The organism is Companilactobacillus kedongensis, assembly GCF_003946625.1.
Lineage (GTDB): Bacteria > Bacillota > Bacilli > Lactobacillales > Lactobacillaceae > Companilactobacillus > Companilactobacillus kedongensis.
The window spans coordinates 16,710-31,462 of record NZ_RHOR01000009.1 but is presented as its reverse complement, the minus strand read 5'-3'; the positions used below and the strand labels follow the sequence as shown (position 1 = coordinate 31,462).

The 14,753-nt window shown below is 35.3% G+C and carries 12 protein-coding genes; 5 read left to right on the top strand and 7 right to left on the bottom strand.

Features of this window, described 5'->3' with window-relative positions; genetic code table 11:
- Positions 1 to 29 precede the first annotated feature (29 nt).
- Both spxA and EKM60_RS06615 read right to left on the bottom strand, forming a co-directional pair.
- Positions 30 to 428 carry a transcriptional regulator SpxA gene (gene spxA / locus EKM60_RS06620; RefSeq protein ID WP_125713715.1) on the bottom strand — a complete coding sequence of 133 codons (399 nt, stop codon included), beginning with the start codon at positions 426 to 428 and terminating at the stop codon, positions 30 to 32.
- Between the two features lie 261 nt (positions 429 to 689).
- Positions 690 to 1,412 (bottom strand): MBL fold metallo-hydrolase, encoded by a 723-nt coding sequence (locus EKM60_RS06615; RefSeq protein WP_125713713.1) that lies wholly within the window; start codon positions 1,410 to 1,412, stop codon positions 690 to 692.
- Between the two features lie 42 nt (positions 1,413 to 1,454).
- On the opposite strand from EKM60_RS06615, the gene EKM60_RS06610 reads away from it, so the two are divergent.
- Positions 1,455 to 1,901, top strand: a complete 447-nt coding sequence (locus EKM60_RS06610; protein ID WP_125713711.1) for a hypothetical protein — start codon at positions 1,455 to 1,457, stop codon at positions 1,899 to 1,901.
- On the opposite strand, the gene EKM60_RS06605 is transcribed toward EKM60_RS06610, so the two are convergent.
- On the bottom strand, positions 1,894 to 3,888 hold the full coding sequence (locus tag EKM60_RS06605; RefSeq protein ID WP_125713709.1) for an FtsX-like permease family protein: 1,995 nt from the start codon (positions 3,886 to 3,888) through the stop codon (positions 1,894 to 1,896). The two genes, EKM60_RS06610 and EKM60_RS06605, sit on opposite strands and share 8 nt — an antisense overlap.
- Positions 3,869 to 4,639 (bottom strand): ABC transporter ATP-binding protein, encoded by a 771-nt coding sequence (locus tag EKM60_RS06600; RefSeq protein WP_125713707.1) that lies wholly within the window; start codon positions 4,637 to 4,639, stop codon positions 3,869 to 3,871. Before EKM60_RS06600 ends, EKM60_RS06605 begins: the two co-directional genes overlap by 20 nt.
- 75 nt (positions 4,640 to 4,714) lie before the next feature.
- Here EKM60_RS06600 and EKM60_RS06595 point away from each other — a divergent pair, with 75 nt between their 5' ends.
- From EKM60_RS06595 to EKM60_RS06580, 4 genes are all read left to right on the top strand, one after another.
- Positions 4,715 to 5,389 carry a response regulator transcription factor gene (locus EKM60_RS06595; RefSeq protein WP_125713705.1) on the top strand — a complete coding sequence of 225 codons (675 nt, stop codon included), beginning with the start codon at positions 4,715 to 4,717 and terminating at the stop codon, positions 5,387 to 5,389.
- A gap of 12 nt (positions 5,390 to 5,401) precedes the next feature.
- Positions 5,402 to 6,406, top strand: a complete 1,005-nt coding sequence (locus tag EKM60_RS06590) for a sensor histidine kinase (RefSeq protein WP_125713703.1) — start codon at positions 5,402 to 5,404, stop codon at positions 6,404 to 6,406.
- A 135-nt stretch (positions 6,407 to 6,541) separates the two neighbouring features.
- A complete protein-coding gene (locus tag EKM60_RS06585) occupies positions 6,542 to 7,258 on the top strand; it encodes a hypothetical protein (RefSeq protein ID WP_125713701.1) in 717 nt (238 codons plus the stop codon).
- Entirely contained in the window at positions 7,255 to 8,178 is a 924-nt protein-coding gene (locus EKM60_RS06580) for a sce7725 family protein (protein ID WP_125713699.1), read from the top strand. Before EKM60_RS06585 ends, EKM60_RS06580 begins: the two co-directional genes overlap by 4 nt.
- A gap of 987 nt (positions 8,179 to 9,165) precedes the next feature.
- On the opposite strand, the gene EKM60_RS06575 is transcribed toward EKM60_RS06580, so the two are convergent.
- The 3 genes from EKM60_RS06575 to EKM60_RS06565 all read right to left on the bottom strand — a co-directional run bounded on the left by EKM60_RS06575 (position 9,166) and on the right by EKM60_RS06565 (position 14,693).
- Positions 9,166 to 11,205 (bottom strand): heavy metal translocating P-type ATPase, encoded by a 2,040-nt coding sequence (locus EKM60_RS06575; RefSeq protein WP_164508345.1) that lies wholly within the window; start codon positions 11,203 to 11,205, stop codon positions 9,166 to 9,168.
- Complete coding sequence (locus EKM60_RS06570) at positions 11,205 to 11,624, bottom strand: CopY/TcrY family copper transport repressor (protein ID WP_125713697.1); 420 nt, start codon at positions 11,622 to 11,624, stop codon at positions 11,205 to 11,207. Before EKM60_RS06570 ends, EKM60_RS06575 begins: the two co-directional genes overlap by 1 nt.
- A 498-nt stretch (positions 11,625 to 12,122) precedes the next feature.
- A complete protein-coding gene (locus EKM60_RS06565; RefSeq protein WP_125713695.1) occupies positions 12,123 to 14,693 on the bottom strand; it encodes a leucine-rich repeat protein in 2,571 nt (856 codons plus the stop codon).
- Positions 14,694 to 14,753 lie beyond the last annotated feature (60 nt).

Here is a 14,753-nt window from a genome sequence, read left to right as displayed (position 1 = left end):
AAAGCCGTTCACTTTTGTGAACGACTCTCCTATAACCCAGCCATAAGTTGAGCTTTTTGTAATTCCATAGTTCTAACACTTCTAGGCAAGAATCTTCTGATCTCGTCTTCGTTGAATCCTACTTGGAGACGCTTGTCATCCATGATGATTGGGCGCTTCAATAATCCAGGGTTCTCTTGTACCAAAGCTAATAATTGATCGATCGTAAGATCATCAAGATCAACCTTTAAGTTTTGGAATGCTTTAGAACGTGTAGAAATGATTTCTTCAGTTCCGTTTTCTGTCATTTGTAGGACTTGTTTAATTTCTTGTTTGTTTAAGGGTTCAGAATAAATATTTCTTTCTTTGTAAGGAATATCGTGTTGTTCGAGCCAAGCCTTTGCTTTACGGCATGAAGTGCAACTTGGAGATGTATAAATAGTTACCATTATAATCTCTCCTTTTCTGTATATTGTGCATTTGATTACTAACACAATAATATTGTATCGTATTACTAATACAAAATCTATACTTTTTGTAATAAAAACTAACGAATGCTTGTTCTCACTTTTATAGATTGTGAACTTGACGACCCGTCAAATAAGCTATTTTGTGATAGATTCACATTTAGTATAATTTTTTTATTATACTAAAGATTATAGCCTATTTATAGTCTACAAGTGTAATACCTATGACACTAGGAACAGAATTTAAACTTGAACTTCAAGTCCTTGGAATGCCCTAATTACAGGGATATCGCCGGCATACTTCTGTGATTGTTCTAACAAAGTTTGCTTTTTGTAGGTTTGAGGAAGATGACTGATCATCATTCGTTTAACTCCTGCATCCTTTGCTAAGGTACCTGACTCTTTGGTATTCATGTGCCACTTTCTACCAGTAACTTCTTCAGGGAAGTTGGTATCGGTGATCAAGAGATCGGCTCCTTTAGCAAAATCTACTAATCCATCAAAATAAGTAGTATCAGCAGTATAGACTATTGTCTCATCACCCTTAGTTATACGCATTGCGTATGCAGGTACTGGGTGAATCGTTCTTAAAAACTCAAACTTAAATGGTCCGATGTTAGTAGGCTCATAATCATTATAAGCAATTCCTTTGGTAGCATTGCCCTCTGTCAATTGAGCAAAGTTAACAAAATCTTGTGTGTGACCATAGATTGGAAGTGGTTGTTCCTTATCTGCAGCTAGCCAATTATACTGCAAAACTCCAAGATCTGCGGTATGATCATGGTGATAGTGAGATAAGACAACCGCATCCAAATCAGTTGGGTCGAGATAGTTGGATAAGACGTTCAATACCCCACTACCGCAATCGATCAACACATTGAAATTGTCATCTCTTAGTAAATATCCTGAAGTTCCGATACCGTTATGTGGGTATCCTCCATAGAAACCTAATACTGTAATTAACATGTGAAAACCTCCAAAAATTTTGTTGAAAGGATTTCAATAATTATGAACATAACATTAAAGCTAGGAACATATAATTTTTTAAAGAATCAACAGACTAGTGCTGATACTTTATTAAAACCCTTATTTGATGATAAAGCAGATCATCTTTTAATAAAAGTATTAGCTGAATCTGGTCAATACCGTAAGAAGACTGGATCCGTTGACGAATCAAATCGGTTATTTTTATTAACTTATTTGAAATTTAACAAGGATCAAGCTGCTATTTTTGACAGTAAGATGTATTCTGATGATTTTGTCATCAATGACAGAGATTCAGAAATCTTTCAAAAAAATGATAATCGCTTAGAATATTTAATTATTACTACTTTTCCCGATGAATCATCACTGAAAAATTGGCGCTCATTCATCAAGAAGCAGATCAACACCGAGATCCAACGTTTTTCAGAAGAACCATTTGGATTCTTCCTCAAAGAATACGAAATCAGCTAAGTTTCTGATTAACACTGCGCCAAGATATCAGGTAAGTTACAAACCCTATTATCCCATAAAGTGCAATATAACCAAGGTTAATCAAAATAAATGGTATCACCATCGTCGTCTTTGGGTAACGGTCGAGCAAAGCAATTACGATATAGGATTGTAAGACGGCAAAAATAATCGGAATGACAAACGAATAAATCGTTTCTTTTTTGACAATTTCTTTAATCTCACTTTTACTTACTCCAATTTTATTCAGCGTTTTGAGCTGTTTCCACTCGGAATCATCCCTTAATAATAATCTCAAAGTTAACACACTACCCAGTGCAATCAGCAGTGATACGCTGAACATAGCAACGATAAATATCCCAAATCCGCTTATCTGATTTACCTGTACCTTAGCATTTTTTTGCCTTGAAAAGTTTGAATCCATATAAACAGAAGTATCAGAACTATTTCGTCTATCTGTATCAGTCGTCATCTTAGTATCAGCTAAGTTGGCGGCTTTTTTTATTTGGACGCCACTAGTATATTCCTGTTTATTTAACTTCTCGTATTGCTTATGCGTCAGTCGATCTCCATCTTTAAAGAACCATCCGTAAAATGTATTTCTCACTTCCGGCTTTAGTTTTTGATAATACTTATCCGGTGCAACAATCATCAGCCCTTGATACATAGTCGATCCATAAGGAAATGCTGAACCTATTTTATTGGTTTTGATAGTCTTGGCATTTTTAACCTTTACCACAGCTGTATTAGATTTATCTGATGCATATCCCGGAACAGTATATCCAAAGTCCAATACTAAAAATTCTTTTTTAGTTATCCGCGGATTTCTAGCAATGTTACTCTTAGGCAGTTTTTGATAATCTGAATACGATATAAAGGTACCTGGTAACATCTCATTATTCGATCCTCGCTGAATAACGGTTGTTTTAACGGTCGTTTTGTAAGAACGGGTTATTTGGGACTTGTTTTCCTTTAAATATTTTTTGATTGGATCGACTGTTTTCTGATTGGCAGTCAATTCAAAGGGATGTGCATATGCATAGTTGGTATAAATTGACTTATATCCAAAATAACAAAATGACAATAGTATCAAAGCTAAAGACGATAATTCAGTGATAAACCACAATATTGAAACATTTTTCGTTAACCGTTCTTTAAAATATTTGAATGAAAACATATTGATCCCAGCATAGGCAATTTTTTTAGTATGTTGCAGGATCGTCAAAAAGCTTGGTAAAAATCCATAATACATCAGATAAGTCCCTGCCAGATAGGCCACAAATAGAAAAGATAGTTCGGCAACGGCAGCGGTCTGATTGCTATCTTTCACATCTCCAAATAATATAACTGTTACTAATATGCCGCTAATAAACAGCAAAATACCGACAATTCCGCCTGGTAATCGGATATACCACCTAGGAGTTCGTTCAGATTTATCTTTATTCTTCTTTAACAATCTCCGAACTCTAAATGAGTTCATAATACTGAATACTATTGTCGAATATAAGCAAATTTGCCACAACATACTAAAAATATTGCCAGTAAATCGGAACATAAAGCCAGTTTTAACTCCCATCAAATATAGCAATAACATCCCAAAAAATTTTTGAAAGATAAGAGCAATAATTATCCCGATCAGCCATGAGATCAATTGGACAACGAATGTTTGGATAAAACCGATTACGATTACAGTCCAACGTGACATTCCAAATTTTTCAAAAGTTTTAAATTCATTAGTCTGCTGTTTGATAAAGAATCCACCAACAAACCCCATATAGACAAAGACACAAAAAATAAAAAGTACACTAAATCCTAAAGTAATATTGTTCAGACTAGCACTCCAACTTGAGATACCACTTTTTAGACGTGGATTGTCGACCAACGACAACAGGATACTGAACATCCCGACGGCAAAACTACAGGACAAGATGTAGATCAGATAGCTGTCCTTCATATTATAGAAGCTACGTCTAATTATTTTGAGAAACATTGAAATAGCTCCCCCCACCGATAGTTCGCTGCATATTGATTATCTGTTCAAAAAATTTATTACGATCGCCAGGGTTGACCACTTCAGCGAAGATAACGCCATCCTTAACAAAGATGACTCGTGAACAATAACTAGCTGTAAAGGCATCATGTGTCGCCATCAAAATAGTTGTCTTCTCTTTATCATTGATCAATTGCATATAATTCAGTAAGATCGTTGCTGACTTAGAATCCAAACTACCCGTCGGTTCATCTGCAAACAAGATTTCTGGACTATTTATCAAAGCGCGGGCAGCAGCGACAATCTGTTTTTGTCCCAGAGACAAATCGTCAACACTCCTTTTAGATAGCCCTTCAATATTCAATAACTTGGTCATATGTTTAAAGTTTTGTTCAATCAATCTTTTAGAAGCATGATTCAAGGCCATCGGTAGGATGATATTTTCTTTAACGTTCAGAGAATCCAACAACTCAAAACTCTGATAAATAAACCCCATCTTATTACGACGATATTTAGCTTGTTCCTTATCATGCAATCCCGTCATGTCGATTCCATCTATTAAGACTTGTCCGTGGTCCGGACGTTCATTGGTTGAAATGATATTTAACAGTGTTGATTTTCCGGCACCAGACGGACCCATGATCCCCAAAAATTCACCGTGCTTCACTTCTAAACCAATGTCCTTGATAGCATGTACAGCATTGAATCTTTTCCCATAATCTTTAGCAATATTCTTTACAACAATTTGCACAGCGTACTCTCCATAAATTAATAATTACTGTTATGATAATAGTTAGCTTTATTCTATCATGTGGGGGTTAATTCCATGGCAAAAATTATGATTATTGAAGATGACCCATCTATCTCCAAGTTAATCAGTGAGAATCTCGAAAAATGGCATTTAGACAACTATGTAACTGAAAATTTTGAAACAGTCCTTGAGCAATTCAAAGAATACAAACCAGATTTGATTTTGCTGGATATTAATCTACCAGTCTTTGACGGTTACTATTGGAATCAAGAGATCCGAAAAATCTCTAAGATCCCGATTATTATTATTTCTTCACGTAATTCTAATATGGATCAAATCATGGCTATGAATATGGGGGCTGATGACTTCGTCGAAAAGCCATTTTCCGTCGATATTTTAATTGCTAAGATCAATGCTCTACTGCGTCGCACATATGATTTTACAAAGAATAATAGTGACGTTATTGAGTACAACGGTCTAAAACTAAATTTATCAAACGGTACTGTAGAAATCGGTGACGAAAAGATCGACTTATCGAAAAATGAATATAAACTACTGCAACGTTTATTGCGTGACCAAGGCAAAATCGTTACACGTGAGCAGTTATTAAACTTCATGTGGGACGATGAAAGATTTGTTGATGACAATACCTTGACCGTAAATATAAATCGTCTCAGAACCAAAATTTCCCAATTTGGCCTCAATGATTACATCGTTACTAAAGTTGGCCAAGGCTATATTATTCCTTAAACGAGGTTGCTTATGACATTTTTTAAATATCTGCGTGATCATTTAGCTCTGATATTAGTTATCCTCTTTGGGATAACCTTTATCGAGATTGTCTTTTATTTGGACCCACAAGTCCATTTTCAGACTGGAACTTTGATCTATACCTGGATCTTAGCTATCTTGATTTCTTCTGTCAGTTTAATTCTGTCTTTTAATAGGAAGAAAGATTGGTATAAAATCCTTCAAAATAGTAATAATGACCTCTCTAAAGAGCTGTTTGGCGCCAAAAATTACGAAGAAAAGTTTATCCAAGAAAAGATCAACGATATTTCCTTAGAATATCGCAAAGAATTAACCGAACTCTACCAAAATCAAAAAGATCAGCGTGAATATACGGAGTCTTGGGTACATGATATTAAGGTTCCATTAGCAGCCTTGAAGTTGTCTCAAGATTCTGAATTAGATAAAGAATTACTTGATGAGGAAATTGATCAGATAGACTACTTAGTTGATCAGGCCCTGTATTTCGCCCGCTTAAATAATTTCTCAAATGACTATTTAATCCAAGAACAAGACCTGAATAATATAGTTAAAGCTTCAATCAGAACTAATAAGCGTATGTTTATTGCCAAACACATCGGAATCGAACTCGATGTTACTTCCGAGAAAATTTTGACTGATGAAAAATGGCTTAGTTTTATACTCAACCAAATTATCTCTAACAGTCTCAAATACACAGACCAAGGTGGAAAAATCTCTATTTTTACCACTGACAAAGAAAATAACGTTGCTCTGCATATTAAGGACAATGGTGTCGGAATTTCTGATCAAGACATTACTCGAGTCTTCAACAAGGGCTTTACTGGCAGTAATGGTCGTACTTCCGGCAGTAAATCGACTGGTATGGGATTATATTTGGTTAAAAAAATGGTGGATAAACTTGGTCATAAAATTGAAATCAATTCACAGGTGGATAACGGTACAGAAATTATTATTACTTTTCTAGATCTGCCATATTATCAACGAACTGTGTCATAGCCATGAGAGTAAATAATTGATACTAAAAAAGATATATCTACCTGATTTTATTCAGTGCGATATATCTTTTTTTAGCGACAAATACGAACGTATATTCTATAATGTAGGAAGATATTGTCCAAAGGTAGGATCAAGATGAAAACCAAGTTAACTAAAAATCTGGAAAGCACTCTTTATCAATACTGTTTAGAACAGGAGTCTTATGTTGTCGAAGAGGTTTCGATGCCTGATAAAAAAGGTATCGTTGATACTTTAAGCTACCGACAACTTCCAAATGGTGAAATAGAGTGGCGCTGTTTTGAACTAAAAATCACTAAAAATGACTTCCATTCTAAAGCTAAATTATCATTTATCGGTAACTACAATTACTTTGTTTTAACAAAAGAGTTATTTGAGGAAGTTAAGGATGAGATTCCCGACCATATTGGTGTTTTGATCTACCGTGCTTTTGATGAAGAATCAGTTGAATTATCCCCACAAACTCAACGGGCACCAGGATTTTTAACAATCGCTAAAAAGGCCCAATACCAAGATCTGCAAGTTGATGAAAAATATTTAACTAGTCATTTTGTAGCTTCTCTCTTTCGTGAAGTGGATAAAGCTAAACGTATCGAAAAAGGCCTGCAATTATATTCTGACGACCAACTTTTTAAAGAATTAAAAAAACGTTCTAAGACTGGATATAACGTATATAAACCTGATCATAACCTCTATGACCGTTTCATTGACGAATCCAAAGACGATAAACTTACAGCTTTACAGGAAGAATTAGATGCCAGAAACGCTGAATATCAGGCTTTGAAGTTGAAATTACAGAATCAAAATAAGCCTAATTTGGAGGATCTAATATGACATACTATCCCTATTTGCGTGGACGGATGTATGATTTATTAGCTTTAAAGGAACTTTGTGAATCCAATTGGTTAGGACCAGACATTGTCCCAATTATTGAACCCGTTCGCGACTCCAAAGAATTACAGAAAACTGTCCAAACATTTCTGGACCATCATCAACCGTTTAGTGTCGTCGCTAACCCGCAAGTCAGTGTCTATGGATTAAACGATACCAAATTGTATCCACTTCCAGATATGTCAACTGTTGATCACTTTTTGCCAAGCGCTATTTTGGCCTCCGATTTTTCTACTGAATATTTAACAACTAATCAAGAAACCCTCTTGATTGCTAAAAAATATCCGCTTTTGAAAGCCTATCAAAATACTTATCTCCTAAAAAAGATTGATCATGTCCTTATTCCTGAAGAAGCAAGATTGCACGAAATCGTTGGATCAAAAGCGGTTTCACTGACAGATCCATTGACCTTCGTCAAGCATGTTGAAGATTATGCTATTTTAGATGATGAATATTTTCAACCAGCTAGTTGGTATCAACAGATCGATAATTATAATGGATTCGGCGACTATTCAATGATCGGCAGCGTTTACTTTGATAAGGGGATGCCCAGCCGAGCTATTGCTTTACACATTATCTATGTAACCTCCGAAGGAATCTTGCGAATTCATCACTTTGTTTCCGATAGTAATGAAACTATGCGTGGACAAAAAGAGAAATTTTTTGAAGCTTTAAATAAACTTGACGATTGGGCAACAGTAAATCTTAATAGAATGAACAATACTCCAGCCCTACAAGAATTATTAAGTTATGCAAAACAAAACAAGTTTCCAGGATTAGGTATGGTCAAGAAGTTGTCACTTATGCATCACTTCCAATTGATGAAAAAATTATTTGAATTTAAAAATAATAATGAAAATTAGCTTTGCATTACAAACAGAAATAAGTTATCATTCTAAATGTAAAGAAGCCATTGACATTGGTCGTCAATGACTTCAAGCGTAAGCTGAATGATGATGTTGGCTAGTCCTTTCGGACTAGCTTTTTTAGTATCCGGACTGCTTTAGCATAATTTAAATATGCCGCCGACAACATCCAGACACATATGGCAAAATCCACCATATTTCTCCATCATCATTTCTTTTTTTAACATGATCATCACCTCGGTAAACTGTTTTGAGGGGTGAATATCATTCATTACTCACTAAGATAATCGTGAAGCATGATCATCCTAAAGAAATCTTATCATGCTATATAGAATTATTTTGGGCCATATTGGCAATTAAATTAGTTTTGCATTACAAGTAAAAATAAGTTATCATTCTAAATGTAAAGAAGCCATTGACGTTGGGTGTCAGTGACTTCAAGCGTAAGCTGAATGATGATGTTGGCTAGTCCTTTCGGACTAGCCTTTTTAGTATCCGAACTGCTTTAGCATAATTTAAATATGCCGCCGACAATATCCAGACACATATGGCAAAATCCACCATATTTCTTTTTTTAACATGATCATCACCTCGGTAAACTGTTTTGAAGGGTGAATATCATTCATTATTTACTAAGATAATCATTAAGTATGATTACCCTAAAGAAATCTTATCATGCTATATAGAATTATTTTGGGCCATATCGGCCAGCCAAATTGATCAAAATAAAACGTCTATACCTCAAGAACATAATGAGGTATAGACGTTTTTTGTAAATTGTATAAAAGATTACGAGTAATGGAACCAGTTGTGTCAGTGGAGTTTTACTCCACTGACGATTCTGAGATTTGCGTAGCAAAGCTCAAAATCGAGACTTTAGACCTTGGCTAAAGTCGGTCAAACAACAGGTGGAATTACTCGTAATCGGAAGTGACCATATCGTAAACGCGTTCCAGAGAGACAACTTTCTGCGCTTACACTCTCTTATTTCAATGTCATAGCGTTCAATGCAACGATAACGGTAGACAATGACATAATTACAGCACCAACAGCTGGACTGAGAATAAATCCTACGCCAGCTAAAACTCCGGCTGCTAATGGGATAGCCAAGATGTTATATCCAGCTCCCCACCAGAGATTTTCAACCATCTTTAAATATGTCTTATGTGAAAGATTCAAGAACTTGATTATATCGCTTGGATCACTGTTATATAGTACAACATCAGCAGAATCAATCGCTACATCAGTACCAGCACCGATGGCAACACCAACTGTGGCACTAGCTAAACTAGGTGCATCATTGATACCATCGCCGACCATCATGACATGATGGCCAGTTAATTCGAGGTTCTTAAGATAATCATGCTTGTCTTCTGGCAACAATTCAGCTTTGAATTCATCAATACCCATTTGTTTTGCCATAATGGCAGCTGATTCTTTATTATCACCTGTCAACATAACAGGGGTAATATTTCTAGCTTTCAAATCTTTAATGAATTGAACTGTATTTTTCTTGATACGATCACCTAAAGCAATGAAACCAATGATTTTGTTATCTAATACAAGGTAACTAATAGTATTACCCTTGTCCAAATATGGTTTGATAACTTCTCGATCGACTGGAATATTCTTTTCTTGGAGATATTTCATATTGATCAATAGGTATTCTTGTCCGTCTTTTTGACCAGACATTCCGTAACCTTTGATAGCTTTAATATTAGTTAACGTATCAGCAAGAATATTTTTTGATTTAGCATATTTGATAACACCGCTGGCGATGGGGTGACTAGAGCCAGATTCCATCCCAGCAATAAGTCCGAGAACTTTTTTATCGTCATATTTTTTATCAAGTGATTTCATACCATTAACAGTAAACTTACCTTCTGTTAAAGTACCTGTTTTATCCATGATTACATAGTCGATCTTACGACTATTTTCCATTGCCTGATTATCACGAATGATCAATCCATTTGTGGCAGCAATTGAAGTGCTACGCGACATAACTAGGGGAATTGCTAAACCTAAAGCGTGGGGACATGCAATAACTAGGACAGTAACTAATCTGTTTAGAGCAACATTCATATCTCCAAAAATTAACCAGTAAACAAATGAAAGTAATCCAGCAGTTACGGCAGCATAGAACAACCAACCTGAAACTTTATCGGCTAAAGCTTGAGTCTTAGACTTACTATTTTGTGCATCATTAACCAACTTACTGATCTGTGACAAATAACCTTCTTTAGAAGATTTAGTAACTTTTACTCTGATAGTTCCATCACCATTGATCGAGCCACCAACAACCTTTTTACCAATTTCCTTTTTAACAGCTTTTGATTCACCAGTTATTAAAGATTCATTGATGTAACTTTCACCTTGAATGATTTCACCGTCAAGTGGAACTGACTCACCGGCACGAATTTCAATAACATCGTCGGCTTTTACCATACCAATATCATGATCCATTGTTGTATCACCATGAACCAAATGAACTTGACTTGGAACAAGCGAAGCAATCTTTTGGAGCGCATTACCGGCATCCATTGTGGATTTCATTTCAATCCAGTGACCCAGCAACATAATAACGATCAAAGAAGCCAGTTCCCAGAAGAAGTCCATAACATGAGCTGATCCGAAGAAATTATTCATAACGAAAGCATATAAACTATAAATATAGGCAACACTGATACCCATTGTGATCAGTGTCATCATTGCGGGTTTTTTACTTTCAAGCTCACCTTTAGCTCCACTCAAGAATGGTTTACCACCATAGAAATAAAGGATCGAAGATAGAACTAAAACGACCCATTGTGAACCTGGAAATTGAAACTGAAATGGTAAATGCAGTCCCATAAATGGCGACAAAATTAAAACTGGAATTGCGACAATTAATGAGACCCAAAATTTCTGGCGGAGGTCTCCCATATCCATCATATGACCACCGTGATTCATCATGTGACTGTTACCTGCGGACCCCATGTCCATATCTTTCATATTATGCATATCATGATTTTTCATATTTTCCATTATAGACTTGCCTCCAAACAATCACATTCTACTTCATCAGGTGCTTTTTCTCTCTTAATTTGCAACTGTGAAATTAAATCATCAATATCGCTCTTAGAAATATCTGAATTATCAATCAAATCTCCAATGGCTTTTCCCTTTTTCATACAGCAGAGACTATCAAATAAATCATTGACACTCTCATGTATTGCGTCATTTTCAGCAATCAAGGGTTTATAAACATATGGTCGATTTGATTCATCAGCAACTAAGAAATTCTTCTTTTGTAATCTGATTATTAAAGTTTTTATAGTAGCTGTTTTCCAAGTTGTTTTTTTCTCTAAAATATCAATAACTTCTTTACCCGTCGCCTGACCAAGTGTCCAAATAATTCTCATCACTTGCCATTCGGCCTTAGTCATATTTTGTATCTCTGCCATAAATATCAAGTCCTTCGTTTACAAATGTAATCTTTATTACGATTCGTAGTTTACACTTGTAAACAAAACTTGTAAAGAATTTTATCTCTTAATAAAAATATCTTCCGATTTCATAGGAATTCAGAAGATTTTTTATTGATTAAATTCTTAACACTATAGATATACCAGCATTGAAGAGATTAAACACGTTGCTATCATATATTTCCATTCTCTTGAATCCTTGTTATTTCTCAAAATTCCAAGTAAAAAACCAATGACAAAATTAGATTCTCCAGATAATCCATTAAAATATAAAATAACCCCCGCAATCGGCCAAAATACTTCTATAGGAATAAAGTCCAGTATTCCAACAATCTTTCACCGTAAGTAATATACAAAATTTTACTTATATCAAAACTATATAAGTATTATAATACTTAAAAATATAAAATAATACGTACTAAAAGAAAATTAGAGTAAACAAAAAATAGTAGAAATCCGTAGATTTCTACTATTTTTTTATTTCCAATCTTTCTTCTTAAATCCTAACCAACCAAGAAATACTAAAACTACGGCTCCTATCCAACCTAAAAGAGTTGATTTATTACTTGTTTGAGGTAGTAATCCCTGAGTTTCTTGTGAAACAGGATCACTTGGGCTTGGGGCTGTCTTAATATTATTGGATTGAACAGAATTGTTTGCAAAAGTTATTAGTGGATCATTTTTTGAAGTTATATTGGTATTTGAACTACCATTACTTGAACTAGTTATGATTCCACTCTTAGGTGTTGCATTTGTAACTGTTTCCTTTGCAGTAATTGTATTTGGAATAACTGGTTCTACCGAATCAGTTTTATTATCTGGTATATCCACTCTAGTGGGTCCTTCTGAACTAGCACTATCAAGTGAAGAGCTATTATTCGAAGGATCTATTATATCTGGTGTTCCTGTGCTATTAGAACCACCCTTTGGAATATCAGGTTTACCTGGATTAACTGGTTCATTTGGAGTAGCTGGGTCTGTTGGCGTAACTGGAGTTACAGGGGTGACGGAAGTTGTTGGTGTCACCGGCGTTATTGGAGTTACAGGATCATCTGGAGTTGTCGGCTTAGTTGGATCTGTTGGTCCCGTAGGATCTTCGTGTGGCCCAAAGTCTGGCTCATAGTCGACTGATTCATTTGCAGTAATCGTACCATTATCATTAACAGTTGCTTGAATGGTTTTCTTATCTGCAATATATCCCAGAACTTCTGGAACATCAACAGTAACATCTGTACCAACTTGTCCCGTTACATTTTTAACAACTGATGTGACCCATGGCTGGTCAGCCAAATTACTTGGAATATTAACGTCAGCCGTAACCATCTTTTTAACTAATGTAAGTTTCAAATCTCTTGTCCCATACCATCCAGTATCAAGACCTCCAGAACTTAACTCGAAAGTAACAGTAACATTTTGACCGCGATAATCATTAGGAATCGTTAGTTGATCACTATATTCATCATAATCTAAAGCTGATCCGTCCATACTAAACTTCAATTGAGTCATTTGATCTGATGACAAGCCAAGATTTTTGGCAATGGCTGCCCTGACACCTAAAGCCTTTGTGTAAGTGGCATAAACTGTTGCTGCCATTTTCTTTTGATCAGAAAAAGCTTCATTACCAATTGTTCCAATTTTGCCATTGATCTTAACACTTTGAAGATTATTAGCAGAAAAGGCTTTATCACCTAAACTGTCCAAATCACCATCTAAAATAATCCCGGTTAAATTATTATTAGCAAAAGAACTATTACCAATACTTGCTACACTTTTAGGAATCGTTAAAGTTCCACTCAAATTATTATTAGTAAATGAATTTGTCCCAATTGTTACAACATCTGAATTCAAGGTCAAATCGTCTAATTGATTATTTGCAAAAGACTCATCACCGATATTTACAACATTATCAGGTAACACTAAAGAACCCTTTAGGTTGTTATTTTCAAACACGCCGGTGTTCATTTTAGTAATCAAACCATTAAATTTGATCCCCGTTATTTTATTGTTGGCAAAAACATAGTCACCTAATTGTGCTAATTTATCTGGTAATACAATCGTACCAGCTATTTGATTGTTTTCGAAAGCCGAGGTACCAACCGTTTCAAGATTTTTACCTAAGGTCAAATCTGTTATTTTATTATCTTTAAAAGCGTTTTCTGCTATATTTGTAGTTTTATCCGGTATTACTACCTTACTAATATCATTACCGCTAAAAGCATCACTATTGATCTGTGCAACTTGGTTTAAATCAACATCGACCAATTCATTATTTTTAAATGCATCTACACCGATCGACCAAATTCCATCAGTAAAACTAATTGAAGTTAGTTTATTGCCTTCAAAAGCACCGTTACCGATCCATTGAAGATTTTTACCAAGAGTAACTGAAGTCAATCCATCGACAACTGATAAATTATCATCACTGTCACCGTCGTTATTGAAAGCATTGGCAGCGATAGCTATAACTGGCATCCCTTTATAGTAGTCTGGAATTGTTATATCAGTAGAATATTTAGGAGTTTTCTCACCGTTAGCTGTCTTTTGAGCAGCACCAGTATAGCCTGTCACAATATAATTTCCATTAGCATCTTGACTATAACTAAGATCAGACTGCGAATCCGTATTAGGATCGGTCACATTATCTTTAGCAGTCACAGGATCAGTTGTTTCTGTTGTTGACGTATCTCCTGAACCAGAAGTTTTATCAGGATCAGAAGTTGCTTCTTTATCCGTAGTACCAGGATCATTATCCTTGGAATCTACCCCAGTACCTGTAGTTCCTGAATCAGATGTATCTGATCCAGCAGTTGAGTCTCCAGTATCAACAATACTAGAATCACTCTTATCACCAGTAGTTGCCGGTTGATCCGCATTCGCTTGTTTTGTTTCTAAAATTGAAGAATCATTTTCAACTGGAACCTGACTTGGTATTGATCTATCAGTCGAATCTGCCTTAACATTTGTACCTAACATCAGACCTGTACCCAATCCAACTAATGTTGCACTAGTTAATAACAAATTGCGTTTCAATTTACTTTTTTCTCTCAATTTTATACGCCCAAGCACCAGCTAACCTCAATGGTGTCCTCTCTTTTTAGTATTAAATAA

Bases quoted from the DNA above. Each gene is read 5' to 3' on its own strand.
- EKM60_RS06595 (WP_125713705.1), top strand. From the start codon at position 4,715: ATGGCAAAAATTATGATTATTGAAGATGACCCATCTATCTCCAAGTTA.
- EKM60_RS06575 (WP_164508345.1), bottom strand. From the start codon at position 11,205: ATGGAAAATATGAAAAATCATGATATGCATAATATGAAAGATATGGAC.
- EKM60_RS06570 (WP_125713697.1), bottom strand. From the start codon at position 11,624: ATGGCAGAGATACAAAATATGACTAAGGCCGAATGGCAAGTGATGAGA.
- EKM60_RS06610 (WP_125713711.1), top strand. From the start codon at position 1,455: ATGAACATAACATTAAAGCTAGGAACATATAATTTTTTAAAGAATCAA.
- EKM60_RS06605 (WP_125713709.1), bottom strand. From the start codon at position 3,888: ATGTTTCTCAAAATAATTAGACGTAGCTTCTATAATATGAAGGACAGC.
- EKM60_RS06585 (WP_125713701.1), top strand. From the start codon at position 6,542: ATGAAAACCAAGTTAACTAAAAATCTGGAAAGCACTCTTTATCAATAC.
- EKM60_RS06590 (WP_125713703.1), top strand. From the start codon at position 5,402: ATGACATTTTTTAAATATCTGCGTGATCATTTAGCTCTGATATTAGTT.
- EKM60_RS06580 (WP_125713699.1), top strand. From the start codon at position 7,255: ATGACATACTATCCCTATTTGCGTGGACGGATGTATGATTTATTAGCT.
- EKM60_RS06615 (WP_125713713.1), bottom strand. From the start codon at position 1,412: ATGTTAATTACAGTATTAGGTTTCTATGGAGGATACCCACATAACGGT.
- spxA (WP_125713715.1), bottom strand. From the start codon at position 428: ATGGTAACTATTTATACATCTCCAAGTTGCACTTCATGCCGTAAAGCA.